Source organism: Phenylobacterium sp. LjRoot219 (assembly GCF_964252995.1).
In the GTDB taxonomy this organism is placed as follows: Bacteria; Pseudomonadota; Alphaproteobacteria; order Caulobacterales; family Caulobacteraceae; genus Phenylobacterium.
This window is the reverse complement of the sequence record NZ_CAXUQI020000001.1, coordinates 445,761-471,944: the sequence shown is the minus strand read 5'-3', so window position 1 is coordinate 471,944 and position 26,184 is coordinate 445,761. Positions and strand designations below refer to the sequence as shown.

Below are 26,184 nucleotides of genomic sequence, written 5' to 3'. Positions count from 1 at the left end.
GCCCCTGAAATCATCAGCCGCCTGAAAGACCGATGTCCGAAGTCATTCTCGACGCGTCCGAAGGCGCCCTCGTTCCGCTGTACGCCGTGACGGACCAGGAGACCGCCGGGTTCCTCGCGACCCAGCCCGGTTTCGTCCAGGCGATCGCCCGCTTCGCCGAGTTCAAGGGCCGGGCCGGCCAGATCGTCGCCGTGCCCGACGCCGACGGCGTGCTCGAGCGCGTGCTCGTCGGCCTGGGCTCCGCGCCGGACGCCATGGCCTTCCGCGCCCTGCCCGCCAAGCTGCCGGTGGCGACCTACCGCATCGCCCAGGCGCCCGCCGTCCTGGCGCGCGAGCAGCTGGCGCTGGCCTTCGCCCTCGGCAGCTACCGCTTCGACCGTTACCGCAAGCACGGCGGCGAGCGGCCGAAGCTGCTGGTCGACGGCTACGACGGGGCGGAGGTGCGGCGGGTGGCGCACGCCTGCGCCCTGGCGAAGGACATGATCAACACCCCGGCCAACGACATGGGGCCGCTGCAGATCGAGACCATCGCCCGCGAGATCGCCGAACAGTACGGCGCCCAGGTGACGGTGTTCGAGGGCGAAGGGCTGCTGGAGGCCAACTATCCGGCCGTCCATGCGGTCGGCCGCGCGGCGACGCCCGAGCGCGCGCCGCGGATGCTGGAGATGACCTGGGGCGAAGGCGGACGACCGCTGGTGGCGATCGTCGGCAAGGGCGTGGTGTTCGACACCGGCGGCCTCGACATCAAGCCCTCCTCGGGCATGCGGCTGATGAAGAAGGACATGGGCGGCGCGGCCCATGCGCTGGCGCTCGCGCGGATGATCATGGGCGCCAACCTGCCGGTGCGCCTGGCGGTGCTGGTTCCAGTGGTCGAGAACGCAATCTCCAGCGACGCCATGCGGCCGGGCGACGTGATCGGCTCGCGCAAGGGACTGACCATCGAGATCGGCAACACCGACGCCGAAGGCCGGCTGATCCTGGCCGACGCGCTGAGCCGGGCGGCCGAGCTGTCGCCGGCGCTGACCTTGACCCTGGCCACCCTGACCGGCGCGGCGCGCGCGGCGCTGGGGCCGCAGCTGCCGCCGTTCTTCACCGACGACGAGGAGCTCGCCGCGGCGCTCTATCGCCACGCCGAGGCCGCGGCCGATCCGATGTGGCGGCTGCCGCTGTGGAAGGGCTACGCCGAGGCGCTCGACACCGACATCGCCGACCTGAAGAACGATCCCGACGCCTGGGCCCAGGCCGGCGCGGTCACCGCGGCGCTGTTCCTGCAGCGCTTCGCGCCGACCGGCCCCTGGGCGCACTTCGACATCTACGCCTGGAACTCCAAGCCGGGCCCCGGCCGGCCCAGCGGCGGCGAGGCCCAGACGATCCGCGCGCTCTACGCGCTGATCCGCGAGCGCTTCCAGTGAGCTTCGATCCCCGGGTCACGCCGCTGCGCGACGGGATCGCTTCCCGCGCGCTGGAGGGCGAGCTGCCGGCCGAGGTCTATCTCGACCCGCGGACGCTGCGCTGCGCGGTTCGCGCCGCGGCGATCCGTCGGGCCCCCGACGCCGCCTCGGAACAGATGGACCAGTTGCTGTTCGGCGAGCTGTTCGACGTGGTCGAGGAGGAAGGCGCCTTTCTCTGGGGGCAGGCGCGGCGCGACGGCTACGTCGGCTTCGTCGAGGCCGCCGCCCTGGCCCAGCCGGCCGCCGCGCCGACCCACCGCATCGCCGCCTTGCGGACCTACGCCTTCGCCGAGGCGAGCATCAAGTCGAAGGCCGGCGGCCCCTACTCGCTGAATTCCTTGGTCGCCGTCGAGACGGTCGAGAACCGCCTGGCGAAGGTCGAGGGCGCCGGCTGGATGGCGGTCGATCACCTGACGCCGATCGGCCGCTTCGAGCGCGACCCGGCGGCGGTCGCCGAGCGCTACCTGGGCGCGCCCTACCTGTGGGGCGGGCGCGAAAGCCTCGGGCTGGACTGCTCCGGCCTGGTGCAGCAGGCGCTGCTGGCCTGCGGCCTGGCCTGCCCGCGCGACGCCGACCTGCAGCAGACGCTCGGCCGGCCGATCGCCCGCGAGGCCTTCGGTCGCAACGACCTGGTGTTCTGGAAGGGCCATGTGGCGCTCGGCCTCGACGCCGAGCGGATCGTCCACGCCAACGCCCATCACATGGCCGTGGCGATCGAGCCGCTGAACGCCGCCCTGGAACGCATAAAGGCGGCGGGCTCCGGGGAGCCCACCGCCTTCAGGAAGCTCTAAAGCTCCAGCGACTTAGTGCTGGGCGGCCGGGGCCTTCTGCTCGGCCGGAGCGCCGCCGGCCGGAGCCGCCGCGCCCTGACCGGCCGGACCGCCAGCGACGGCGGTCGTGTTGCCCGCCTCGGCGTTGCCGGTGGCGGTCGGCGCGCCTTCGGCCGCCGGAGCCGTCGCGGCGGCCGGGTTCGGCGCCGGGATCGGCAGGGTCGAACCCTGGGCGTGCAGGTAGGCGATCAGGTTGATCCGGTCTTCCTGCTTCTTCAGGCCGACGAAGGTCATCTTCGTGCCCGGCATGTACTTCTGCGGGTTCTTCACGAACTCGTAGACGTGCTCGTAATCCCAGATCGGCTGCTTCGCGGCGAAGGCTTCCATCGCCGGCGAATAGGCGAAGCCCGCGTGGCTGCCCGGCTTGTGGCCGACGACGCCCCACAGGTTCGGACCGGTGCCGTTGGCGCCGCCGTTGGTGATGTTGTGGCAGGATTGGCACTTGGCGAACACCGCCTGGCCGGCGGCCACGTCGGCGGTCGGCAGCACCGTGCCCCAGTCCGGCGGCACTTCGGCCGCGGCCGCGTCGCCGCCGGTTTCAGCCGCGACTTCGACGGCGAAGCCCGGCTTCTCGACCTTCTCGTGGCCGAAGATCCCGCTGGAGAGCTCGCGGAGGCCAAAAATGGCCAGTCCCGTCGCCAGCACAGCGCCGGCGACCTTGTTGAAGGTAAGGTCGCTCATAGTCCTGTTGTCGTGCCCTCTCACGGGCCGGCTGTCGGCCGGCGAAAGCGCGGGAATCCCGCCCCTTATTGCGCCGGGCTCTCTTACACGCTACCGCCGCGGGCGCAACCCGCCCAAGCGACACCATGAACCCGATCATCCTCATCCCGGCCCGAATGGCTGCGACCCGCCTGCCGGGAAAGCCGCTGGCGGATATCGCTGGCATACCGATGATCGTCCGCGTGCTGCGGCAAGCCGAGGCCGCCGACGCCGGCCCGGTCGCGGTCGCCGCGGGCGATCGCGAGATCGTCGAGGCCGTCCGCGCGGCGGGCGGGCGCGCGGTGCTGACCGATCCCGCGTTGCCGTCCGGCTCCGACCGCATCCTGGCGGCCCTGGCCGAGCTCGACCCGGACGGCCGGCACGACCTGGTGGTCAACCTGCAGGGCGACATGCCGTTCGTGGAGCCGTCGGTCCTCGCCCACTGCGTGGCGCTGATGGCGCGCGAGCCGGCCTGCGACATCGCCACCGTGGTGGCGCCGGAAAGCGCCCCCGCCGACCGCAGCAATCCCGACGTGGTCAAGGCGGTGCTGTCGCTGCAGGCCGACGGCGCCAGCGGTCGGGCGCTCTATTTCACCCGCTCGACTCTCTATGGCGACGCGCCGGTGTGGCGCCATATCGGCATCTACGGCTACCGCCGCGCCGCGCTGGAGCAGTTCAACGCCGCCCCGCCCTCGCCGCTGGAGCTGCGCGAGAAGCTGGAGCAACTGCGGGCGCTGGAGCTGGGCTTGTCCATTTGGGCGGCCGTCGCCGACGCCGCCCCCATATCCGTCGACACGCCCGCCGATCTCGAGCAGGCCCGCGCGCACGCAAGGAACCTTCGATGAGCCAACGACGCATCGCCTTCCAGGGCGAGCTGGGGGCCAACAGCCACGAGATCTGTGCGGCCGCCTACCCGGACTACGAAGCCGTGCCGCACGCCAGCTTCGAGGACGCCTTCGAGGCGGTGCGGGCCGGCGACTGCCAGCTCGGCATGATCCCGGTGGAGAACTCGATCGCCGGGCGGGTCGCCGACGTGCACCACCTGCTGCCGGACTCCGGGCTGAAGATCATCGGCGAACGGTTCAAGCCGATCCACTTCCAGCTGATGGTCAATCCCGGCGTGAAGCTGGAGGAGGTGAAGATCGCCTGCTCGATGCCGATCGCGCTCGGCCAATGCCGCAAGACCCTGCGCCGGCTGGGACTGAAGACCGAGCCGGTGGGCGACACCGCGCTGGCCGCCAAGATGCTGGCCGAGCGTCCCGATCCGACCCGCGCGGCGGTCTCGCCGGCGCTGGCGGCCGAGATGTACGGGCTGGAGGTTTTGCTGCGCGACGTCGAGGACGAGCACAACAACACCACCCGCTTCCTGGTGATGACCGCCGAGCCCGATCCGGAGCCGCCACCGTTCACCGACCCCTGCATCACCAGCTTCGTGTTCCGGGTGAAGAACCTGCCGGCGGCGCTCTACAAAGCGCTCGGCGGGTTCGCGACCAACGGCGTGAACATGATCAAGCTCGAGAGCTACATGGAGAACGGCAGCTTCACGGCGACCTTCTTCTACTGCGAGGTCGAGGGCCGCCCGGAAGACCGCGGCGTGGCCCGGGCCTTCGACGAGCTGCAGTTCTTCTCCGAGCGGTTCGAGATCCTCGGGGTGTATTCGGCCGATCCGTTCCGCAAGCGGGGGTAGGCGGCGGAGTAACGCCCCGCGACAGCTCCCCCGCTAAAGCGGTGGAGCATCTTTGCGCTCAGATCCTCCACCGCGCAGCGGGGGAGGTGGATCGCGCCGCAAGGCGCGAGACGGAGGGGGCGTTTAGCCCTCCCCCGCCCAGGCCTTGATCAGCTGGTGGGCGATCGCCGAGCGGGGCGGGCAGAAGACGCCGTCGAGTTCGCCGGCCAGCAGGGCGCGGGCCTCGGCGCGGGTGAACCAGCGGACTTCCGACAGCTCGGTCTGGTCCGGGCGGCCTTCGTCGTCCTCGACCTCGGCGATCAGGCCGATCATCAGCGACGACGGATAGGGCCACGGCTGGCTGGAGTGGTAGCGGACGTTTAGCGCCCTTAAGCCGGCCTCCTCGGCCAGCTCCCGCGCGCAGGCCTCCTCGATCGCCTCGCCGGGCTCCAGGAATCCGGCCAGGGCGGAGAACATCCCCTTCGGCCAGGACTCCTGGCGGCCGAGCATGCAGCGGTCGCCATGGTGCGGCAGCATGATCACCACCGGATCGGTGCGCGGGAAATGCTCCGCCTCGCAGGCCTCGCAGACCCGCTTCCAGCCGCCGTCGGCCGGCCGGCTCGGCTCGCCGCAGACCGCGCAGCGACGGTGCCGCCTACGCCATTCGAACATCCCCTTGGCGGTCGAGGCGATCGCCGCGTCGGTCGGCGGCAGGTCCAGCGCGATCAGCCGCAGGTCCTCGAAGCGGCCGAGGCCGCTCAGCGCCGAGGCCGTGGGATCGGCCAGGCCCTCGAGATCGATGGCGAACACCGCCGTCTCCTTCCAGAGCCCCAGGAACAGCAGCCGCTCGCCGGTCGGATCGAGCTCGCCGGCCAGCTTGGCCGGCAGATAGGCGAGTTGCAGCTCCCCGTCCGCCTTGTTCTCGACCAGCGGCCGGCCGTTCCACAGCGCCACGGCCAGGGCGTCGTCCGACGCCAGCTGCTGGGCCAGCCATTCGGGCTCGATGCGGCGGTCGCTCGCCCGGTCGAGCGGGTTGCCGGCGAAGGTGTTCAGGAAGAGGTGCAGCGGCATGGGTCAAAGTTGTACGCTGCACAGGCTTGCGCGTCATGTGCGCGCAAAGGCTTCGCCGCCGGCTTGCGCACGCGGCCTTCAGCGGCGATATAGGGGGCGGAGATCGCGGGCGGACGCCTCGCCAACCCGGTCAGGTCCGGAAGGAAGCAGCCGTAACGAGTTACGCTTCGGGTCGCGGTCTCCACCTCATTTCCGCCCAGGGCTCAATGGCCGACGAAGACTTCCCGCTCGAAGACGACCTTCCTGAGCGTGACCCCAATACGGGCGACATGTTCGGCGATGCGCCGCCGCCGCCGGCCGAGCCGGGCGCCGCCTACACCGTCATCGCGCGCAAATACCGGCCGCGCACCTTCGAGCATCTGTATGGCCAGGAAGCGATGGTGCGCACGCTGCGCAACGCCTTCGCCACCGGCCGCATCGCCCACGCCTTCATGCTCACCGGTGTCCGCGGGGTCGGCAAAACCACCACCGCGCGCCTGCTCGCCCGGGCGCTGAACTACCAGACCGAGGCGGTCGACGAACCGACCATCGACTTCAAGGACGAAGGCCGCCACTGCCGCTCGATCATCGAGGGCCGGCACATGGACGTCCTCGAGCTCGACGCCGCCAGCCGCACGGGCGTGGCCGACATGCGCGAACTGCTGGAGGGCGTGCGCTACGCCCCCGTCGAGGCGCGCTACAAGGTCTACATCATCGACGAAGTGCACATGCTGTCGACCGGGGCGTTCAACGCCCTGCTGAAGACGCTGGAAGAGCCGCCGCCGCACGCCAAGTTCATCTTCGCCACCACCGAGATCCGCAAGGTCCCGGTGACCATCCTGTCGCGCACCCAGCGCTTCGACCTGCGCCGCGTCGAGCCCGACATGCTGGTCAAGAACCTGGAGATGATCTGCGCGAACGAGGGGGCCCGGGTCGACGCCGAGGGCCTGATGCTGATCGCCCGCGCCGCCGAGGGCTCGGTGCGCGACGCCCAGTCGATGCTCGACCAGGCGATCGTCCAGGCCGAGGCCGGCCAGACCGTCGCCGCGGCCTCGATCCGCGACATGCTGGGCCTGGCCGACCGCGCGCAGACCATCGGCCTGTTCGAGCAACTGATGCGGGGCGAGGCCGGCCCGGCGATCGAGACCTTCCGCACCCTCTACGGCTACGGGGCCAACCCCGACCAGGTGATGCTGGACCTGCTGGACCACTGCCATGGCGCGAGCGTCGCCAAGGCGGTCGGGCCGCACGCCCTGGTGCTGCCGAAGGAACAGGCCGCCCGGCTCGCGGCGATCGGCGCATCGATCTCCGCCGGCACCCTGTCGCGCATCTGGCAGCTGCTGCTGAAGGCTTACGACGAGGTGCGCCGGGCGCCGGACGCCGCGGCGGCGACCGACATGGCGCTGGTGCGGCTGGCCTACGCCGCCGACCTGCCGGGACCGGAAGAGGCGCTGAAGCGGCTGCAGGCCGGCGATCCGGTGGGCCCCGGCCCGTCGGGCGGCGGCGGGGGCGGCGGTGTCGCCGCCAGCGGCGGCGGCGGGGCCAGCGCGGTCGCCCGCAGCTTCGCCCAGCCACAGCCGCAGTCCTCCAGCGAGCCGGTCGCCTCGGCGAGCCTGCGCAGCTTCGAGGACATCCTGGCGCTGATCGACAAGAAGCGCGACATCACCCTGAAGCTGGACGTCGAGCGCTATGTGCGGCCGATCAGCGTCCGGCCCGGCGCCATCGAGTACGAGCCGGCCCCCGGCGCGCCCAACAACCTCGCCCAGCGGCTGGTCGGCCGGCTGAAGGAATGGACCGGCGAGCGCTGGCTGATCGCCGCGCAAGGCGGCGGCGGGGCGGAGAGCGCCTGGGAGCGGCAGAAGCGCGAACAGCGCGAGGCGCGCGTGCGGATCGAGCAGGATCCCTTCGTCGTTGCGGTGATGCAGGCCTTCCCGGGCGCCGAGATCGTAGGCATCCGCAAACCGCCTCAGCCCGAGCCGCCCGCCGCGGCGCCGGAGGACGAGGCCGACAGTGACGAGGACTAAGCCGTGAAAGACCTTGGCTCCCTGATGAAGCAGGCCCAGGCCATGCAGGAGAAGCTGGCCGAGGCCCAGGCGAGGCTCGCCGAGCTGTCGGTCGAAGGCACCTCCGGGGGCGGCATGGTGAAGGTGACGCTGAAGGGCTCCGGCGAACTCGCCCGGGTCGACCTCGACGAGAGCCTGATGCAGCCCGGCGAAGGCGAGGTGGTCGCCGACCTGGTGGTCGCCGCCCACGCCGACGCCAAGCGCAAGCTGGATACCGCCCAGGCCGAGGCGATGCGCGAGGCCGCCGGCCCGCTGGCCGGCATGGGCCTGCCCGGCATGCCGAAGTTCTGACCACCTAAACAGCACGTCATCCCGGACGGCCTAAGGCCGATCCAGGACCCAGGTGCGGTGCGCACCGCCCCTGGTTCCCGGCGCTCCGCTACGCTGCGGCCGGGATGACGGAGAGAATTCAACGACCTTGGCCAGCTCCGCCGGACCCGAAATCGAACGCCTGATCGGCCTCCTGGCCAAGCTGCCGGGACTGGGGCCGCGCTCGGCGCGGCGTGCGGCGCTGGCGCTGCTCAAGCGGCGCGACCAGCTGCTGAATCCGCTGGCCGACGCCCTGGCCGAGGCCGCGGCGCGGGTGAAGACCTGCCAGACCTGCGGCTCGCTCGACACCCAGGATCCGTGCGCGATCTGCGCCGACCCGCAGCGCGACCGCTCGCTGATCTGCGTCGTCGAGGAAGTCGGCGCGCTGTGGGCGATGGAGCGGGCCGGCGCCTTCCGCGGCCGCTACCACGTGCTCGGCGGCCTGCTGTCGGCGCTCGACGGGATCGGCCCCGACGCCCTGCGGGTCGGGCCGCTGGTGTCGCGCGCTTCGGACGGGGTGGTGCGCGAGGTGGTGCTGGCGCTGCCGGCCACCGTCGACGGCCAGACCACCGCCCACTACCTCGCCGAGCGACTGGCCGGGACCGGGGTGGCGATCACCATGCTGGCGCGCGGCGTGCCGGTCGGGGGCGAACTCGACTGGCTGGACGACGGCACCATTGCTCAGGCCATGCGGGCCCGCCGGCCCGCCTGACCCTTTCCGCTCCAGGCCGATCTCTTTGCCGCCGGCGCGGCGACAGGGCGGCGGCGCGCCTGTAGGACCTGAGGCGACGGAGGGGCTTTCCATGCACGACCGCGCCGACTGGTATTCCGGCGAGATGCTCGGCCTGCCGGTCCCGGCCCACGCCGCGGCGCTGCGCGACGGCGGCGTCGGTTGGCTGACCGACGCCTTCCGCGCGGCCGGCGCGCTGGGCTACGACAACCGCGTCGCGGCGATCACCCGCTTCGAGGAGCGGCTGGGCGGCGGCACCGGGCGCAAGCTCTTGCTGTCGGTCGATTACGAACGGCCGGACCCGGCCCTGCCCGCCGACCTCTTCGTGAAGTTCTCGCGCGACTACGACGACGACTTCCGCGACAGCCTGAAGAGCCAGATGGCCCCGGAGGTGCAGCTCGCCCTGCTGTCGCGGGCGCCGGATTTCCCGGCGACGGTCGCCCGCTGCATGTACGCCGACCTGCACGCGCCGTCCGGGACCGGGGTGCTGATCACCGAACGCATCGGTTTCGGCGAGGGCGGGATCGAGCCGGCCTACGAGAAGTGCCGGGACCACGAGCTGCCCGAGCCGCTCGCGCACTATCGGGCGTTGCTGACGGCGGTGGCCCGGCTAGCCGGCGGGCACAAGGCCGGGCGGATGCCCGCGATCGCGCGCTATTTCCCGTTCGCGCCCGAGCGCATCGCCTTCATGGCGCCGATCCCCTACAGCGCCGAACAGCTGCAGCGACGGGTCGAGCGCTACGCCGCGTTCGCCGCGCGCCATCCGCAGCTGTTGCCCGAGCACATCCGCACCTCGGATTTCCTGGCGGGGCTGTCGGCGGCGATTCCCCGGGTGCTGGCGCACGAGGCGGCGATCAAGGCCTTCCTGCACGGCGACCCGCGGCTGATCGCGCTCTGCCACTGGAACGCCAACGTCGACAACGGCTGGTTCTGGCGCGACGCCGACGGCGAGTTGGCCTGCGGCCTGCTCGACTGGGGCGGGGTCGGCCAGATGAGCGTGGCGCTGGCGCTCTACGGCGCGCTCAGCGGCGCCGAGCCGGAGCTGTGGGACGCCCACCTCGACGAGCTGCTCGCGACCTTCGCTGCGGAGTACCGCCGCAGCGGCGGGCCGGAGGTGACCGCGGGCGAGCTGAAGCTGCACCTGCAGCTGATGACCGCGATCATGGGCCTGGCCTGGCTGCTGGACGCGCCGGCGGTGATCCAGAAGGAGATCCCCGACCTGGGGACGGCCGAGAGCCGCTTCGATCCCCGGTTCCGGAGCAACGAGACCGCCCGCATGCGGCTGCACATGATCACCATGTTCCTGCACCAGTGGGCGAAGCAGGATCTCGGCGCGGTGCTGGAGCGGTTCTTACGCGACCAGAGGCTGGCGGCGCCCGTCGCGGCGAGCTGAGTTTCCTCCGGACCCTTTCCCTGGGGGAGCGCAGGCGGGAAAGGGCCCGAAGGTTCGGCCCGCTCAGCCGAAGATCGCGCGCGCCACGTCGGTGATCACGCCGGTGCGGGTGCGGACCAGATAGGCGTCCCGTTCGATCACCACCCAGCGATAGCCGGACGGCGCATAGCGCAGGCCATAGCGCCGCGGATCGCTCAGGGAGTTGCGCGGTTCGCCGACGTAGGCGGTCGGCAGCCGTTCGCCGACGCCGTAGTACTTCTTGGCGAGACCCGGCGGCATGTGGTGCGGCTTCTTGGCCAGGCCGGGCGGCGCCGGGCGATCCTCATGGTAGCGGTCGTCCGCGTAGGCCGCCGGACGCGCGTGCGCCGCGTCGCGATCATAGTAGCGGTCGGCGACCGGCGCGGCGGCCGGCGCCGGGGCGGCTGCCTTGTTCGCGTCGCTCTTCTGCATGCGGCAGCCGACGTAGGAACCGGCCGCGGCGCCAGCGGTGGCGCCGACCACCGTGCCGGTCGTGCGGTCGTTCTTGGCCAGATTGCTGCCGGCGACCCCGCCGATCACGGCGCCGAGCACGGCGCCGCCGATCTGCTTATTGCCCGACGCGTCGCAACCGATCACGCCGCCGGCCACCTCAGCGCGCGCCGCGAAAGGCGCGGCGGCAAGTATAATGGCGGCGCTCGCTGCAGCGAGCCTGGCCTTTTGCGCCATTCTCATCCGTCTTCACCTCGTCCGATCGACGCGCACGAGACAGCGCGCCACGGTCGGAGCATGGCGCCGCATGATTTACGGCCGTTGAGAGGTGCTGGTTAAATGCGCGCCAGCCCATCGGACCGCGCCTCACCGCACGAGGTGGTAGACCGCGACGCCCAGCACGCCCGCGCTGATCGTCAGGCCGATCAGCACCAGCAGGCCGTCGCGCGCGATCAGCCCCAGCCCGAAGATCGCGACGGCGGCCGAGGGGAAGAAGGCGACCAGCGGCAACAGCTCGAGCGGCGGGGTCATCAGCGCCAGCACCGTGCAGGCGAGCGCCACCATCCGGTCCGCAGTCGGCCCGGTGAACACCTCCAGGCGCGGCTTGACCAGCCGGTCGACGAAGCGCGCCGGCTTGCGGACGACCTTGACCGCCCGCTTCAACTTGTCGGCCTTCACCGACAGCTTCAGCAGGACGCGCGGCAGCCAGACGCTCTTGCGCCCGAACAGCAGCTGCACCGACATCAGGAGGATGAGCACGGCGATGATCGTCGGCGCGCCCGGGACTGCCGCCACCGGCGTCATGCCCAGCAGGCCCGCGACGAGCAGCAGCGGACCGAACGAGCGCCGGCCGATCGCGTCGACGACCTCCTGGACGGAGACTTTATCGCCGGCCTGATCGGCGCAGCGGTCGAGCTCGTCCAGCAGATCGTCGAGATCCTGCAGCTGTTCGCGACCGCTCATTCGTCTCCTCCATTTCGGTGGAAGCACAACGCCCGACGGCGCCGCTCGGCGCCGCGCCGCGACGCCGACGCCGCTGGTCCCGACTCAGCCGCCGCGCTAAGAACACACCATGAACGCATCCTTGCTCGCGGCGCTGGTCTGCGCCCTCGTCGCCGTCGCGGCCCTGGTCTGGGGCTTCCTGGAGCGCAAGCGCGCGGCCGCGGCCGACGAGCGGGCGTTCGCGCTGACCGAGCGGGCGACCGCCGCCGAGGCGCGGATCCGGATGCTGGAGGAGCAGACCACGGTCCACGCCGAGCTCGCCAAGGCCCAGGCCGCGCAGTCGGCGACCGCCGTGGCCGAGGCGCTGGTCAAGCAGACCGAGGAAACCTTCCGCAACCGCGAGCAGCTGGCCCAGGCCCGGATCGAGGCGCAGCTGAAGCCGGTCGCCGAGACCCTGGCCAAGTTCCAGGAACAGGTCGCCGCGGTCGAGAAGACCCGCGCCGAGGAAAACGGCGGCCTTAAGCAGCAGATCGCCCAGTTGCTCGCCGCCTCCGCCGCGACCCAGGAGGAGGCGCGCAAGCTCTCCCAGGCGCTGCGCCGCGGCGCCGGGGTGCAGGGCCGCTGGGGCGAGCAGACCCTGCGCAACGTGCTGGAGGCGGCCGGGCTGGCGCACCGCTTCGACTTCCAGGAGCAGGCCTCCACCGACACCGAGGAGGGCCGCCGGCGGCCGGACGTCACCGTGCGCCTGCCGGGCGGCGGGGTCTTCGTGATCGACGCCAAGTGCTCGCTGAACGCCTTCCTGGAGTTGCAGGACGCGCCCGACGACTTGACCCGCGACGCCTGCGGCCTGCGCCACGTGCAGAGCGTCAAGAGCCACGTCCAGGGCCTCGCGGCCAAGGCCTATTGGGACCAGTTCGACGCCTCGCCGGACTTCGTCGCCATGTTCGTGCCGCTGGATTCGGCGATGGCCGCCGCCCTCGACCGCGCTCCGGACCTGATGAACGAGGCGATGGAACGCCGGGTGGTGATCGTCACCCCGACCACCCTGTTCGCCCTGTGCAAGGCGGTGGCCTACGGCTGGCGGGTCGAGGAGCAGGCGGTCAACGCGCGCAAGATCGCCGACCTCGGCCGCGAGCTCTACAAGCGGATCTCGGTGATGGGCGAGCACGCCGCCGGCATGGGCAAGGCGCTCGGCCAGGCGGTCGACCGCTACAACCGCTTCGCCGCCTCGCTGGAGACCCAGGTGCTGACCCAGGCCAAGCGGTTCGAGGACCTCAAGGTCGACCACGAAGGCAAGGAGATCGCCGCGCTGGAGCCGATCGAAAGTTCGGTCCGTCCGCTGGCCAAGCTCGCCGTGCCCGAGGCCTCGCCGGTGCGTTTGGTCGCGGGCGACGAGCATTGAGGCTATAATCACCCACCTTGACGCTCAGGAATTCGACACCTACCTCCGCCCCCATGGCCATCCGCGAAATCCTCACCGTTCCCAATCCTGTGCTGAAGCAGGTCTCCGAGCCCGTCGCCGCCGTCGATGACGCGCTGCGCGGGCTGATGGATGACATGCTGGAGACCATGTACGACGCCCCCGGCATCGGCCTGGCGGCGATCCAGATCGGCGTGCCGAAGCGGGTGATCGTCATGGACCTGGCCCGCGAGGGCGAGGACAAGCAGCCGCGCTTCTTCGTCAATCCGGAGATCGTCTGGGTCTCGGACGACACCCAGGGCTACGAAGAGGGCTGCCTCTCGGTGCCGGAGTACTACGACGAGGTGCAGCGCCCCTCGCAGGTCAAGCTGCGCTACCTGAACTACCAGGGCGAACAGATCGAGGAAGACGCCGACGGCCTGTTCGCCGTCTGCATCCAGCACGAGATGGACCACCTGAACGGCGTGCTGTTCATCGACCACCTGTCGCGCCTGAAGCGCGAGCAGGCGGTGAAGAAGGTCCGCAAGCTGCGCGCGGCTTAATGCCCGCTCATCCCGGCGAAGGCCGGGACCCAGATGACGTGCGCGCGGTCAGCAAGTTTTCCTCAGCCCTTTTGAACGAACCCTCGGGCTAAATCTGGGTCCCGGCCTTCGCCGGGACGAGCGGAATTGGGGCGTCACCCCTTGCTCTTCTCCGCCGGCGCCTTCGCCGCGTCGGCGGCGTCCTTGTCGTCCTTGGAGGCGTCCTTGGCGGCGGCGCCGAGCCCCTTCAGGGCGGTCTCCACCTCCTTGGCAGCCTTCTTGACGTCCTCGTCCTGGGCCACCTTCTTCACGTCGATGCCGAGGTCCTGAGCGACGTCCTTGATGTCGGCGCCGGCCTTCTGGGCGGTCTCCTTCACATCCTGAGCGGCGACGGCGCTCTTGGCCTGGGCTTCTGCCTGGGCGTTCTGCTGCTCGGCCTGGCTGCAGGCGGCCACGGCCAGCCCGAAGCCCAGGGCGAGCGCGACGGTCAAACTACGCATGAAAGTCTCCTTCGACACCGCGGAACCAACTGCCAAGCTTTCCTGCCGGTTCCCGTCTCGGTAAACCCCCGACATGCGCCTAGCCTTTCTCGGCACCCCCGAATTCTCCGTCGCTGTACTCGGCGCCCTTGTTGAGGCCGGACACGAAATCGTCTGCGCCTATTCCCAGCCGCCCGCGCCGCGCGGCCGCGGCCAGACGCTGAAGCCGTCGGCGGTCCACGCCTTCGCCGAGGCCCGCGGCATCGCCGTGCGCACGCCGGCCTCGATGCGCGACCCCGCCGAGATCGAAGCCTTTCAGGCGCTCGGCGCCGACGCCGCCGTGGTCGTCGCCTTCGGCCAGATCCTGCCGGCCGCAGTGCTCGACGCGCCCCGGCTCGGCAGCTTCAACCTGCACGCCTCATTGCTGCCGCGCTGGCGCGGCGCCGCCCCGATCCAGCGCGCGCTGATGGCCGGCGATGCGGCCACCGGCGTCCAGGTGATGCGCATGACCGAGGGCCTGGACGAAGGTCCGGTGCTGGCGACCGCGACAGTGCGGATCGGCCCGCTGGACACCGCGGGCTCCTTGCACGACCGGCTGGCCGCCGCGGCCGCCGACCTGATCGTCCGCACCCTGCCCGACATCGAGGCCGGCCGCGCCGTCGAGGTCGCGCAGGCCGAGCACGGCGTCACCTACGCCAAGAAGATCCGCTCCAAGGAGGCGCGGATCGACTGGAGCCGGCCGGCCCGCGAGGTCGACCTGAAGATCCGCGGCCTGTCGCCGTTCCCCGGGGCCTGGTTCACCCTGCCGACCGAGAAGGGCGAGGTGCGGGTCAAGGCGCTGCTGTCGACGCTCGAGGACGCCGACGGAGAGCCTGGTATGGTGCTCGACGACCGCCTGCTGGTGGCCTGCGGCGAGGGCGCGGTGCGCTTGCTGAAAGCCCAGCGCGAGGGCAAGGGCGCCCAGGACGCCGAGGTGTTCCTGCGCGGCCAGCCGGTGGCGGCCGGGACGCGGCTCAGCTGATGCCGCGCTACCGGCTTCTGATCGAATACGACGGGCGCCCCTACCATGGCTTCCAGGCGCAGGACGGGCTGGCCTCGGTGCAGGGCTCGATCGAGCGCGCCGTCAAAGGCTTCTGCGGCCAGACGCTGCGACTGCACGCGGCCGGGCGCACCGACACCGGGGTGCACGCCACCGGCCAGGTGATCCACATCGACCTGGAGAAGGACTGGAAGCCGGAGGTGGTGCGCGACGCGCTGAACGCCCACCTGGTGCCGGAGCCGATCGTCATCCTCGAGGCGTCGGTGGCGGCGGGGGACTGGCACGCGCGATTCTCGGCGCGCGAGCGCCGCTATCTCTACCGGATCATCAACCGCAAGAGCCCGCCGGCGCTCGACCAGGGCCGGGTCTGGCACGTGAAGAAGCCGCTCGATGCGGCGGCCATGCACGAAGCCGCCCAGTTGCTGGTCGGCCACCACGACTTCACCACCTTCCGCGACCTCGGCTGCCAGGCGAAGTCGCCGATGAAGACGCTGGACGTCGCCGCCGTCCGCCGCGAAGGCGAACACCTGCTGCTGGAGTTCGCCTCGCGCTCGTTCCTGCATCGGCAGGTCCGCTCGATGACCGGCAGCCTCGCCGAGGTCGGGCTCGGCCGCTGGAGCGCGGCGGACTTGAAGGCGGCGCTGGAAGCCCGCGACCGCAAAGCCTGCGGCCCGGTCGCCCCGGCCTGCGGGCTGTACCTGACCCATGTGGGATACGAGGAGTAGGCCCTACCGGTCATCCCCACGAAGCGGGGTTCTGGGGAACCACGAAACACACGAAAAACACGAAAGTAGGCTGAGACGCGGGATCAGTCGGTTCGACCGGCCTTAGGCCGGTCAGTCCCAATCTGAAGCGAGCACGAAAGCTCGCACTCTCGGCGCGGCGCTTTCGTGCTTTTCGGTGTCTTTCGTGGTTCTTCGAACCTGCTCGGGTAGTTCGAACGCAAAAAGCCTAGATCCCCGCTTTCGCGGGGACGAGTGGAGAGGGTGCGCCCTACTCCACCGGCAGGCTGGCGTCCGAACGCTTGACCAGCATCCGGTCGAACTCGGCCCAGACGCCGTCGTTGCCGTGCCATTGGCCGCGGGTGGCGGCCTTGGAGTATTCGGTCGCGCGGGCTTCGAAGAAGTTGGCGTGCTCGACGCCCGACAGCATCGACTGCAGCCAGGGCAGCGGGTTCTCCTTGGCGCCGAAGACTTCCGGCAACTGCAGCTGCCGGAGGCGCCAGTCGGCGATGAAGCGGATGTACTTCTTGATATCCTCGGGCGTCATGCCCTGGATCTCGCCGGCCTCGAAGGCCAGGTCGATGAACTTGTCCTCCAGCCCGACCACCGTCTTGCAGCAGTCGACGATGTCGTCGGCGACGCTCTTGGTGACCGCGCCGGTCTCCTTGTTGAAGGCGTGGTAGAGCTTGATGATGCCTTCGCAGTGCAGGCTCTCGTCGCGCACCGACCAGGACACGATCTGGCCCATGCCCTTCATCTTGTTGTGGCGCGGGAAGTTCAGCAGCATGGCGAAGCTGGCGAACAGCTGCAGCCCTTCGGTGAAGCCGCCGAACATCGCCAGCGTGCGGCAGATGTCGGCGTCGGTGTCGACGCCGAAGCTCTGCATGTAGTCGTGCTTGTCGCGCATCGCCTGGTAGTCGAGGAAGGCCGTGAACTCGGCCTCGGGCATGCCGATGGTCTCGAGCAGCAGGGCGTAGGCGGCGATGTGGATCGTCTCCATGTTGGAGAACGACGCCAGCATCATCTTCACCTCGGTGGGTTTGAAGACGCGCGAGTAGCGCTCCATGTAGTTGTCGTTCACCTCGACGTCCGATTGGGTGAAGAACCGGAAGATCTGGGTGAGCAGGTTGCGCTCGCGGTCGTTCAGCTTCGAGGCCCAGTCCTTCAGGTCCTCGCCGAGCGGAACCTCCTCGGGCATCCAGTGGACCTGCTGCTGCTTCTTCCAGAAGTCGTGGGCCCACGGATAGCGGAACGGCTTGTAGGCGAAGGAAGGCGTGAGCAGGCCGGGCAGCTGACGGGCGGTGGGCTGGTTCACGGGCATCTTCTCTCGGACGGAATCATTCGGCGTTCGCCAATAAGATGAGGGTAGCAGCGGCAAGTTCAACATCTAGCGCCAAGTTCCGCCCTACGGCCCAGATGTTGTGAAGAACCCTGGGGACAAACCATGACCGGCTATGTGATCTACGGGGCGATCGGCTCCGGTTCGACGGCGGTGGAAGCGGCGCTGACGCTGATCGACGCACCCTACCAGGTGATCGAAAACGCGCCTTTCGAGAGCGCCGCCGACGCCGAGGCGCTGGCCCCGGTCAATCCGATGCGGCAGGTGCCGGTGCTGGTGCTGCCGGGCGCCGACGGCCAGGCCGGCGAGCTGATGACCGAGAGCGCCGCCATCCTGCTGCACCTGACTGAGCGCCATCCCAAGGCGCGGCTGGCGCCTGCGGTCGACTCGCCGTTTAGGCCGCAGTTCCTGCGCTGGATGAGCTTCATATCGGCCCAGATCTACGCCTTCTACTGGATCCGCGACGACCCGAGCCGGCTCGCCGCCGATCCGGCGCACGCGGCGGTGCTGCAAGAGCGGACCGCCGAGCGCATCGGCCGCAACTGGGCGACGATGGACGCCGGCATCGCACCGCTCGGCCCATTCCTGTTCGGCGAGACGATCTCAGTGCTGGACCTCTATCTCGCCGTGGTCTCGCGCTGGCGGCCCGGGCGGCGGGCCTTCTACGCCGCGGCCCCGGGGCTGGCCGACGTGGCGCGCGCGGTCGACTGCGAGCCGCGGCTGGCGGCGCTGTGGGCCGAGCGCTTCCCCTTCTACGACGGCTGGGAGGACTGAGGCTTTTCCCGGCGCCCGACGGGGCTTACGACCAGCTTATGGACGACCGTGCAGAGCGCGCCCGCCGGCTGGAGCAGGAAGCTCGCGGACTGATCCGCGAGGGGCGGCTGGACGCCGCCGAGGCGCGGCTGCGCGAGGCCCTGCAACTGGAGCCCACCGCCGGACGGCTGCACGACGTCGCCACGGTGCGCATGCTGGCCGGCGATCCGGCGGCGGCGGAGCCCGACTTGCGCCAGGCCCTGGCCGCCGCCGACCATCCGCGCATTCGCGCCTCGCTCGGCCTGTCGCTGCTGGCCCAGGGCCGGCTGGCGGACGGCTTTGCGCTCTACGACGCCTGGCGCGAGATCCCCGACAACCCGGTTCGGCCGGCGCCGGATCTCGGCGCGCCGCTGTGGGCCGGCGAGGACCTAGCCGGCAAGCACGTGCTGGTCTGGGGCGAGGAGGGCTTCGGCGACCAGATCATGTACGCCCGCTTCGCGCCGCTGCTGCGCGACGCCGGGGCCGAAGTGATCTGGGTCTGTGATCCGTCGCTGGAACGGCTGGTGCGCGAGGGCCTCGGTCTGCCGGCGGTCGCCGGCAAGGGAAAGCTGCAGATCGCCGGCCTGGACTATGTCGCGCCGACCAGCCGGCTGCCGGTGGTGTTCCTGCAACGGCTCGCGAGCCCGCCGGCCGCGCCCTACCTCGCGCCGCCGCGGCCGAACCTCGTGGACGGCCTAAGCGTCGGGGTCGTCGCCCAGGGCAACCCGCAGCACCATAACGACCACCACCGCTCGCTCCCCGCCGCGGCGGCGGCCGAACTGCTGGCCCTGCCGGGCGCGGTCAGCCTGACGCCGGACGTCACCGGCGCGCGCGACTTCTGGGACACCGCCGGGATCATCATGGGGCTCGACCTGGTGATCACCGTCGACACCTCGGTGGCGCATCTGGCCGGCGCGCTCGGCAAGCCGGTCTGGCTGCTGCTGCCGGCGGTCGGCTGCGACTGGCGCTGGGGCCGCGGACGCAGCGACTCCGCCTGGTATCCGAGCATGCGGCTGTTCCGGCAGGCCGCGCCGGGCGACTGGGCGGGCGTGCTGGCGCAGGTGCGGACGGCGCTGGCCGCGCGGTGAGGCAGATCCTCCCCCTCAGGAGGAGGTGGCCGAAGGCCGGAGGGGGTGAAGCCCAGGGAGGCTGTGGCTCTCAACCCTCTCAGTCGCTTCGCGACAGCTCCCCCTGAGGGGGAGCATCTAGCGCTACTCCCGCGGCCGGACGGCGAAGGAGAACGCCACCAGGGTGTCGCCTTCGGACTGGTAGCCGTAGTAGGCGTGCTGGGCCTTGGCTTCCCGGTGCAGCACGCCCAGTGAGGTCTGCATCGCGCCCTTGCGCCAGCCGACGCCGACCTGAGCGTCGCCGACCAGGGTCGAACTCTCGTCAGTGGTCCAGCCGGCGCGGTCCCAGCCGGCGCCGCTGCGCAGCATGTTGAGCCCCACCGCCCGGCCGCTGGCGGCGGCGAACAGGTACCAACGGCCCTTGTCGCCAAACACCTGGCCGTCGTCGACGCCCATCGCGTTGAGGCCGGCGACCACCTCGTCCTCCACCCCCTGATGGCTCAGCTCCACCCGGGCCCCGGCCTCGGCCAGGCCGCCCTTGGGGGTGACGCCGACCGCGGCGTGCGGCGAGACGTCGATGCCGACCTTGCCGCTCTTGAAGGACACCGCGCCCGGCCAGTCGCGCACCACGCTGACTTCATAGTTCTGCGTCTCGGCCCCGGCGCGGGCCAGCTGGGCGCCGGTCGCGCCTGGCGCGGTCAGCGGATCAGTGACGCTGACCCGCAGCTTGGTCTTCGGCGACAGCGGAACCTGGGTCGAGCGCCAGCGGACCGGCGCGGCGTCAGCCGAGGGCGAGGCCTGCTCGAACATCGCCGACAGCGAATCCTGCGGCGCCAGCGCCGGCGAGACCGCCCCGGACGTCGAAAAGGCGGACGACGAAAGGGATAAGGGCGCAATGGGCGAGAGGGTCGGGATCGTCGGCGCGCGGGATTGCGCCTGCGCCGCGCTCGCGGCTCCACAGATCAAGACGAGTTGCAGCCCAGCCCAGCGCCGCATGTCCGCCTCCAAAGCCAGAACGGCTAGGATCACCCCACAGTGTCACGCTTCACTCAAAGCCGCACCGTCGAATGAGGTTCCCCGAACAGTGGCGCCGGCGGGTCGGAGCCGTCCATCAGGCGCACCCCTGAGGCGAGTCTCAGGCCACTCGGCTTACGGAGTTTTGATCGCCGCCGGGTCGCGGTGGCCCGGGTCCAAAAAAAGTGGCCCCAAAACGACAAGGACCGCACGCCGGGGCGTGCGGTCCAGGTGGTCCGCATCGGGAGTGCGCCGCCGCCTATTGGCAGGCGAGGCATTCCTCGTAGTCGGTCTTGCCTTCGTCCGGCAGCGCGATGTGGACGATCTCCTCGCCGCCGGCGTGGGCGGCGCGCTGCACCGACTTGGAGCGCAGGTAGTAGAGCGACTTGCAGCCGCGCTCCCACGCCATCCAGTGCAGCATGTGCAAGTCCCACTTATCGACGTCGCCCGGCAGGAAGACGTTGACCGACTGGGCCTGGCAGATGTCCGGCGTGCGGTCGGCGGCCAGTTCGATGACCCAGCGCTGATCGAGCTCGAAGGCGGTCTTGTAGACGTCCTTCTCGTCCTGGCTGAGGAAGTCGAGGTGCTGCACCGAGCCTTCGTTCTGCAGGATCGAGTCCCACACCGGCGGCGTGTTCTGGCCCTTCTCGACCAGCAGGCGCTCCAGGTAGGGGTTCTTCACCGCGAACGACCCCGACAGGGTCTTGTGGGTGTAGATGTTGGCCGGGATCGGCTCGATGCCGGCGCTGGTGCCGCCGCAGATGATCGAGATCGAGGCCGTCGGCGCGATCGCGATCTTGTGGCTGAAGCGCTCCATCACGCCGCGCTCGGCCGCGTCCGGGCAGGGCCCGCGTTCGGCCGCCAGCTTGCGCGAGGCCGCGTCGCAGCCGCGGCGCAGGGTCTTGAACAGGCGCATGTTCCACGACTTCGCCAGCGCGCTCTCGAACGGCACGTTCTGAGCCTGCAGGAAGGAGTGGAAGCCCATCAGGCCCAGGCCCACCGAACGCTCGCGCTGGGCGGCGTAGACGGCGTGCTTCATCTCCGGCGGCGCGCGCTGGATGAAGTCCTCGAGCACGTTGTCGAGGAAGCGCATGACGTCTTCGAAGAAGGTCGGGTGGTCGCGCCACTCCATGAACTTCTCGGCGTTGACCGAGGACAGGCAGCAGACCGCGGTCCGCTCCTCGCCCAGGTGGTCCTTGCCGGTGTGCAGCATGATCTCGGAGCACAGGTTCGACTGGCGCACCGACAGGCCCAGGTCGCGCTGGTGCTGCGGCATGGCCCGGTTCACGGTGTCGGAGAAGATCAGGTAGGGCTCGCCGGTCTGCAGGCGGATCTCGAGGATCTTCTGCCACAGGCTGCGGGCGTCGACCTCGCGGATCACCTCGCCGGTCTTCGGCGAGCGCAGGCCGAACATCGCGCCGTCGCGGACCGCTTCCATGAACTCGTCGGTGATCGAGATGCCGTGGTGCAGGTTGAGCGACTTGCGGTTGAAGTCGCCCGACGGCTTGCGGATCTCCAGGAACTCCTCGATCTCCGGGTGGTGGATGTCGAGGTAGACCGCGGCCGAACCGCGGCGCAGCGACCCCTGGCTGATCGCCAGCGTCAGCGAGTCCATCACGCGGATGAAGGGGATGATGCCGCTGGTCTGGCCGGCGCCCTTGACCTTCTCGCCGATCGAACGGACGCCGCCCCAGTAGGTGCCGATGCCGCCGCCGTTGGAGGCCAGCGCCACGTTCTCGTTCCAGACGCTGACGATGCCGTCGAGGTTGTCGGGCACCGCGTTCAGGAAGCAGGAGATCGGCAGGCCGCGCGCCGCGCCGCCGTTCGACAGCACCGGGGTCGCGGGCATGAACCAGAGGTTCGAAATGTAGTCGTAGATCCGCTGGGCGTGCTCGGCGTCGTCGGCGAAGGCCGTGGCCACCCGGGCGAACATGTCCTGGTAGGACTCGCCCGGCAGCAGGTAGCGGTCCTCGAGCGTCGTCTTGCCGAAATCCGTGAGCAGGTCGTCACGGCTGCGGTCGACCTCGACCTTCCGGACGAGTTGCAGTTGCGGCCGCTGGGCTGGCTTTCCCGCCCGGTCGGCGCCGCCCGCGATCTCAACCTTGGCCGCTTCGCTGGTGCTCATGTCCCAAAACCCATATCATTCAGGAGCTTCAGCGCGGTGCGCCCGGAACCCCTGGTCCCCCTACATCTTGTGGGCTCACCAGCCCACCTGACCCATATATGGGGACACTTGGCGCAGGAGTCGTCAATGAGGCGATCCATCCGCCCCCAGCCTTTTTTGCTAACGAGGCGTTAAACGCGGGATTTCTCCCTCGAGAAGATCGTGTTTGTCCCCCGGTTGCGCACAGCCCCTCTCACACGACTGTGAATGCCGTTGTCGCCCTCACCCGCCGAGCGGCCAGACGGCGGCGATCAACAGCGGCCCGAGCAGGACCACCAGCAACGAGAGCGGCGCCCCGAGCCGCGGGTAGTCGGCGAATCGATAGCCGCCGGGGGCCATCACCAGGGTGTTGCACTGGTGGCCGATGGGCGTGAGGAAGTCGCAGGCCGCGCCCAGCGCCACCGCCATCAGGAACGGGTCGGGGTTGAGTCCCAAGAGCCGCGCCAGGCTGGCCCCGATCGGCGCTACGATCAGCACGGTGGCGGCGTTGTTGAGAAATGGCGTGGCGGCCATCGCCGTCGCCAGAATCGCCACCAGCGGCAGCATCGGCGGCAAGCCCTCGAACAGCCCGGCCAGCCCGCGGGCCAGCAGGTCCGCCCCGCCGGTCGCCCGGATGGCGTCGCTGACCGGAATCAGCGCGGCGATCAGCACCAGCACCGGGCCGTCCAGCGCGGCGTAGGCCTCGCGCATGCGAATCGCGCCGGTGATCACCATCAGCACCGCCGCGCCGAAGAAGGCGATGGCGACCGGCGTCAGTTGGAAGGCGACCAGCAGCATGGCGGCCGCCAGGATCACGGCCGGCCCGGCGACGTGGCGAATGCCGCCCAGCCGCACCTCGCGCTCGGCCAGCGGCAGCAGGCCCAGGTCCTTCAGTGCGCCAGGCAGGGTGCGCTCGCCGCCCTGGATGACGACGATGTCGCCGCGCCGCAGCCGCACGCGGCGCAGCTCGCGGGTCAGCCGGTAGCCGCTGCGGCTCACCGCCAGCAGGTTGACGCCGTGGCGGGCGTGCAGCTCCTCCTGCTGGGCCGAGCGGCCGGCGAGGCTGGACTCGGCGCCGATCACCGCCTCGACGATGCGGACGTCCTCGGTCGGCTCCTCCATCGCCACCGGCTTGTCGGAGCGGGTGAGCTTCAGCTTCGCCCGCGCGATCAGGTCGTCCAGCGCCTGATGCTCGCCCTCCAGCAGCAGCACGTCGCCGGAATGCAGGCGCGTGTTGGGGTGCGGATTGGAGATCCGCCGCTCGCCGCGCAGCACGGCGCCGACCGTCACGTCGCCCTCCCCCAGCTTGCGCAGCCGGCCGATCGACGCCCCGGCGAGGCTCCAGTCTTCGGGAATCTGCGCCTCGGTGACATAGGGCTGGGCGGCGAGCGCCGCGTCGATGGTCTCCGCGGCCGGCCGCGAGATCGGCAGCAACCGGTAGCCGAAGGCCAGGAACAGAAGTCCGGCGGCGGTGACGCCCAAGCCCACCGGCGCGTAGTCGTACATGCCGAAGGGGCGGCCGAGGATCTCTTCGCGCACCTGCGAGACGATGATGTTCGGGGAGGTGCCGACCAGGGTGACGGTGCCGCCGAGCAGCGAACCGAACGCCATCGGCATCAGCAGCTGCGACGGCGGAACGTTCGTTCGCCGCGCCACCTGCAGGGCGATCGGCATCATGATCGCCAGCGCGCCGACGTTCTTGGTCGCCATCGACAGCAGGGTGACCGCGGCGGTGAACAGCGGGACCTGGGTGCGGGCGCTCTTCAGGTGCGGCAGCACCGGCCGCAGCACCTTCTCGACGATCCCCGAGCGGGCGAAGGCGGCGCTGACCACCAGGGCCGAGGCGATGATCACGGTGATGTCGTTGCGCAGGCCGTCGAACGCCTGATCCGCCGGCACCACGCCGACGACCACCCCGGCCAGCAGGGCGGTCAGCGCGACCACGTCATAGCGCCAGCGGCCCCAGATGAAGCAGGCGATGGTCAGCCCGATCAGCGCGAAGGCCAGGGCCTGCTGCAGCGTCATGCATTCCTCGTGCAGGTCCCGCCCCGCTCAAGCTGCACAACGCACCAGTGTCGGGAACGGCTGCGCGCCGCGCTCAGAGGCCCAGGCGGCGCAACGCCTCGGACACCCGCCCAAGCGCGGCGGGATCGTGGAACGGGAAGGCCTGCAGGAAGGCGCGCCGGTCGAGACCCGGGCTGCGGCGGCGCGCTGAGTCGCGCCAGACGGCGGCGCGGGCCGGATCGCCGTTCAGCGTGTGGGCGACGGCGGCGATCATCTCGATCAGCGCGTGCGCGCCCGGCGCGCGGGCGGCGCGCTCGCCCCACTGCGCCGCCTCGGGAATCTCGTCGCAGATCAGGTGCGAGAAGGCCCGCACCCCGAGCATGCCGTAGGCCAGGGGATCCAGCGGGCTCAGCGCCAGCGCCTGGTCGACGCTGCAGCGGCCCTTCAGCCCGTTCCCCAGCAGCGTCTCCGCCCAGCCGCGGGAGTACTTGGCCTGGGCGTAGTTGGGGTTCAGCCGGATCGCCCGCTCGAGCCACGGCAGGCTGGCGTCCAGTTCGGCGTTCAGCCAGTGCACCCGCCCGCGCACGAGGTTGCAGAACGGATCCAGCGGATCCTCGGCGATCGCCCGCTCGGCAAGCTGTTCGGCCTGCGCCGCCGCGGCCGGCCGGTCGTCGGCGAACCCCAGGAAGGCGCTTTCAAAATGCGCGAAGGAGAGGCCGGCGTAGGCGCGGGCGAACTCCGGCTCGCGGGCGATCGCCTGGGCGAACAGGACCGCGGCGCGCGCCGTGCCCTCGCGGTCGAACCGATAGAGCTGCTGCAGGCCCAGATGGTAGCTCGACCAGGCGTCGAGGTTTTCCGGCGAGCTCAGGCGGGCGTCGCGCGCCTCCGCCAGCGGGATCTCGAGCTCCAGGGCGCTGATCACCGCGGCGACGATGCGCTCGCGGATCTCGTGCACGTCCCCCGCCCGGCCGGCGAACGCCTCGGCCCAGATCACCTGGCTGCTGCGGGCGTCGCACAGCTCCACGGTGGTCGACATCCGGCCGGCCTCGAAGCCGACCGCCCCGCTCAGGCAGTAGCGGACGCCGAGCGCCGCGCCGACATCCTCGGCGGTCACGCCCGGACCGCGGAAGCGAAACGACGAGCCGCGGGCGATCACGAACAGCCAGCGCAGCCGCGACAGCGCGGCGATCAGGTCGTGCGGCAGGGCGTCGGCCACCAACGCCTCCGGCCCGCCCGGCCGCAGCGCCAGAAACGGCAGCACGGCGATCGACGGACGGCGGCGCCCCTCGCCCGCCGGCGGCGCGACCGTCGGCGCCGCTTCGGGCGCGCCGTCGACCGTCACCTCCGCCACGAAGCGGAAGCCGAGCTTGGGAATGGTGCGGATCACCGCCTGGGCCTCGCCGTCGTCGCCGACCGCCTGGCGCGCCGACTTGATCCGGCTGGCGATCGCCGCGTCGGAGACGATCCGTCCTTTCCAGACCTGGTCGACGACCTCGTCCTTGCTGACCAGCCGGCCGCGGTTCTCGATCAGCAGGCGCAGCACCGCCAGCACCTGGGGCTCGGCCGGCACGACGAGGCCTGCGGCCCGCAGCTCCCAGTTCTCGGCGTCGAAGCTGTAGCGCCCGAAGCGATAGATCATGCGCCAAGCCTACAGCGACCGGCGTTCTCCGGAAAATCTCCCGGACTTCTACAGACCACCTGCAAGCGGGCCGGCCCGGCTCGGCGCAATCTCCTTGCGACGTCGGGGACGCGATGTCCCGGACCAGCCAGGAGAAGTTCAATGCCGCTCGTGACCATCGACCTGATCAAGGACGTCTTCACCCCCGCCGAGAAGCAGGAGCTCATCCACCGCGTCACCGAGGCGATGATCGCCGTCGAGGGCGAGCCGCTGCGCCCGGTCACCTGGGTCCGGATCCAGGAGGTCGAACAGGGCGACTGGGGGATCGGCGGCCAGACCCTGCGGGCCCGCGACGTGCACGCCATGAGGGCCAAGGAGCCAGCCTGACGCCGCCGCCGTGCCCCGTCGTCCCGGGGCGGGGCATG

Annotated in this window: 25 protein-coding genes and 1 other RNA gene; 16 read left to right on the top strand and 10 right to left on the bottom strand. The window is 70.7% G+C overall.

Translation table 11 applies throughout. From position 1 onward, the window contains the following. Positions 1–32 precede the first annotated feature (32 nt). Positions 33–1,412 carry a leucyl aminopeptidase family protein gene (locus ACSQ14_RS02375; RefSeq protein ID WP_436009337.1) on the top strand — a complete coding sequence of 460 codons (1,380 nt, stop codon included), beginning with the start codon at positions 33–35 and terminating at the stop codon, positions 1,410–1,412. Then, on the top strand, positions 1,409–2,242 hold the full coding sequence (locus tag ACSQ14_RS02370) for an NlpC/P60 family protein (protein WP_436009335.1): 834 nt from the start codon (positions 1,409–1,411) through the stop codon (positions 2,240–2,242). Before ACSQ14_RS02375 ends, ACSQ14_RS02370 begins: the two co-directional genes overlap by 4 nt. A 12-nt stretch (positions 2,243–2,254) precedes the next feature. Here ACSQ14_RS02370 and ACSQ14_RS02365 read toward each other — a convergent pair whose 3' ends face one another. After that, positions 2,255–2,962: a c-type cytochrome gene (locus ACSQ14_RS02365; RefSeq protein WP_436009333.1), complete on the bottom strand. Its 708-nt coding sequence runs from the start codon at positions 2,960–2,962 to the stop codon at positions 2,255–2,257. Positions 2,963–3,087: 125 nt separating this feature from the next. Between ACSQ14_RS02365 and ACSQ14_RS02360 the strand changes: the two genes are divergently transcribed. Both ACSQ14_RS02360 and ACSQ14_RS02355 read left to right on the top strand, forming a co-directional pair. After that, on the top strand, positions 3,088–3,825 hold the full coding sequence (locus ACSQ14_RS02360) for a 3-deoxy-manno-octulosonate cytidylyltransferase (RefSeq protein WP_436009331.1): 738 nt from the start codon (positions 3,088–3,090) through the stop codon (positions 3,823–3,825). Beyond that, positions 3,822–4,667, top strand: coding sequence for a prephenate dehydratase (locus tag ACSQ14_RS02355; protein WP_436009329.1), 846 nt, complete (start codon positions 3,822–3,824; stop codon positions 4,665–4,667). The genes ACSQ14_RS02360 and ACSQ14_RS02355 overlap by 4 nt, the downstream gene beginning before the upstream one ends. 123 nt (positions 4,668–4,790) lie before the next feature. On the opposite strand, the gene nudC is transcribed toward ACSQ14_RS02355, so the two are convergent. After that, a complete protein-coding gene (nudC, locus tag ACSQ14_RS02350) occupies positions 4,791–5,717 on the bottom strand; it encodes an NAD(+) diphosphatase (protein ID WP_436009327.1) in 927 nt (308 codons plus the stop codon). 95 nt (positions 5,718–5,812) lie between these two features. Here nudC and ffs point away from each other — a divergent pair. From ffs to ACSQ14_RS02325, 5 genes are all read left to right on the top strand, one after another. Next, positions 5,813–5,906, top strand: an RNA gene (gene ffs, locus ACSQ14_RS02345) — signal recognition particle sRNA small type. Between the two features lie 17 nt (positions 5,907–5,923). Next, positions 5,924–7,720, top strand: a complete 1,797-nt coding sequence (locus tag ACSQ14_RS02340; protein WP_436009325.1) for a DNA polymerase III subunit gamma/tau — start codon at positions 5,924–5,926, stop codon at positions 7,718–7,720. Between the two features lie 3 nt (positions 7,721–7,723). Further along, entirely contained in the window at positions 7,724–8,050 is a 327-nt protein-coding gene (locus ACSQ14_RS02335; protein WP_436009323.1) for a YbaB/EbfC family nucleoid-associated protein, read from the top strand. A gap of 127 nt (positions 8,051–8,177) precedes the next feature. Beyond that, the gene (gene recR / locus ACSQ14_RS02330; RefSeq protein ID WP_436009321.1) at positions 8,178–8,780 is read left to right on the top strand and encodes a recombination mediator RecR; all 603 of its coding nucleotides are present in this window, start codon (positions 8,178–8,180) and stop codon (positions 8,778–8,780) included. Positions 8,781–8,871: 91 nt separating this feature from the next. After that, entirely contained in the window at positions 8,872–10,191 is a 1,320-nt protein-coding gene (locus ACSQ14_RS02325; protein ID WP_436009319.1) for a hypothetical protein, read from the top strand. A 63-nt stretch (positions 10,192–10,254) separates the two neighbouring features. Here the strand turns inward: ACSQ14_RS02325 and ACSQ14_RS02320 are convergent, their stop codons facing one another. Further along, complete coding sequence (locus ACSQ14_RS02320; RefSeq protein ID WP_436009317.1) at positions 10,255–10,902, bottom strand: RcnB family protein; 648 nt, start codon at positions 10,900–10,902, stop codon at positions 10,255–10,257. A 123-nt stretch (positions 10,903–11,025) separates the two neighbouring features. Continuing rightward, positions 11,026–11,622, bottom strand: coding sequence for an exopolysaccharide biosynthesis protein (locus ACSQ14_RS02315; RefSeq protein ID WP_436009315.1), 597 nt, complete (start codon positions 11,620–11,622; stop codon positions 11,026–11,028). Positions 11,623–11,731: 109 nt separating this feature from the next. Between ACSQ14_RS02315 and rmuC the strand changes: the two genes are divergently transcribed. Next, complete coding sequence (gene rmuC / locus ACSQ14_RS02310; protein WP_436009313.1) at positions 11,732–13,003, top strand: DNA recombination protein RmuC; 1,272 nt, start codon at positions 11,732–11,734, stop codon at positions 13,001–13,003. Between the two features lie 53 nt (positions 13,004–13,056). Beyond that, positions 13,057–13,563 carry a peptide deformylase gene (gene def, locus ACSQ14_RS02305; RefSeq protein ID WP_436009311.1) on the top strand — a complete coding sequence of 169 codons (507 nt, stop codon included), beginning with the start codon at positions 13,057–13,059 and terminating at the stop codon, positions 13,561–13,563. Between the two features lie 134 nt (positions 13,564–13,697). Here def and ACSQ14_RS02300 read toward each other — a convergent pair whose 3' ends face one another. Beyond that, complete coding sequence (locus ACSQ14_RS02300; protein ID WP_436009309.1) at positions 13,698–14,042, bottom strand: hypothetical protein; 345 nt, start codon at positions 14,040–14,042, stop codon at positions 13,698–13,700. Between the two features lie 73 nt (positions 14,043–14,115). On the opposite strand from ACSQ14_RS02300, the gene fmt reads away from it, so the two are divergent. Continuing rightward, positions 14,116–15,042, top strand: coding sequence for a methionyl-tRNA formyltransferase (gene fmt, locus ACSQ14_RS02295; protein WP_436009307.1), 927 nt, complete (start codon positions 14,116–14,118; stop codon positions 15,040–15,042). After that, positions 15,042–15,785, top strand: a complete 744-nt coding sequence (truA, locus tag ACSQ14_RS02290; protein WP_436009305.1) for a tRNA pseudouridine(38-40) synthase TruA — start codon at positions 15,042–15,044, stop codon at positions 15,783–15,785. The genes fmt and truA overlap by 1 nt, the downstream gene beginning before the upstream one ends. Positions 15,786–16,053: 268 nt before the next feature. On the opposite strand, the gene ACSQ14_RS02285 is transcribed toward truA, so the two are convergent. Then, positions 16,054–17,097 (bottom strand): ribonucleotide-diphosphate reductase subunit beta, encoded by a 1,044-nt coding sequence (locus tag ACSQ14_RS02285; RefSeq protein ID WP_436009303.1) that lies wholly within the window; start codon positions 17,095–17,097, stop codon positions 16,054–16,056. 129 nt (positions 17,098–17,226) lie between these two features. Here ACSQ14_RS02285 and ACSQ14_RS02280 point away from each other — a divergent pair, with 129 nt between their 5' ends. Both ACSQ14_RS02280 and ACSQ14_RS02275 read left to right on the top strand, forming a co-directional pair. Further along, positions 17,227–17,895, top strand: coding sequence for a glutathione S-transferase family protein (locus ACSQ14_RS02280; RefSeq protein ID WP_436009301.1), 669 nt, complete (start codon positions 17,227–17,229; stop codon positions 17,893–17,895). A 38-nt stretch (positions 17,896–17,933) separates the two neighbouring features. Beyond that, positions 17,934–19,001, top strand: a complete 1,068-nt coding sequence (locus ACSQ14_RS02275; protein WP_436009299.1) for a hypothetical protein — start codon at positions 17,934–17,936, stop codon at positions 18,999–19,001. 123 nt (positions 19,002–19,124) lie between these two features. Here the strand turns inward: ACSQ14_RS02275 and ACSQ14_RS02270 are convergent, their stop codons facing one another. From ACSQ14_RS02270 to ACSQ14_RS02255, 4 genes are all read right to left on the bottom strand, one after another. Next, positions 19,125–19,976, bottom strand: coding sequence for a lipid A-modifier LpxR family protein (locus tag ACSQ14_RS02270; protein ID WP_436009297.1), 852 nt, complete (start codon positions 19,974–19,976; stop codon positions 19,125–19,127). Between the two features lie 277 nt (positions 19,977–20,253). Continuing rightward, on the bottom strand, positions 20,254–22,119 hold the full coding sequence (locus ACSQ14_RS02265) for a ribonucleoside-diphosphate reductase subunit alpha (RefSeq protein WP_436009295.1): 1,866 nt from the start codon (positions 22,117–22,119) through the stop codon (positions 20,254–20,256). A 261-nt stretch (positions 22,120–22,380) separates the two neighbouring features. After that, positions 22,381–24,162 (bottom strand): SLC13 family permease, encoded by a 1,782-nt coding sequence (locus tag ACSQ14_RS02260; RefSeq protein ID WP_436009293.1) that lies wholly within the window; start codon positions 24,160–24,162, stop codon positions 22,381–22,383. A gap of 73 nt (positions 24,163–24,235) precedes the next feature. Beyond that, positions 24,236–25,780: a winged helix-turn-helix domain-containing tetratricopeptide repeat protein gene (locus tag ACSQ14_RS02255; protein ID WP_436009291.1), complete on the bottom strand. Its 1,545-nt coding sequence runs from the start codon at positions 25,778–25,780 to the stop codon at positions 24,236–24,238. A gap of 141 nt (positions 25,781–25,921) precedes the next feature. Between ACSQ14_RS02255 and ACSQ14_RS02250 the strand changes: the two genes are divergently transcribed. Beyond that, positions 25,922–26,146: a tautomerase family protein gene (locus ACSQ14_RS02250; RefSeq protein WP_436009289.1), complete on the top strand. Its 225-nt coding sequence runs from the start codon at positions 25,922–25,924 to the stop codon at positions 26,144–26,146. The last annotated feature ends 38 nt before the right edge of the window (positions 26,147–26,184 follow it).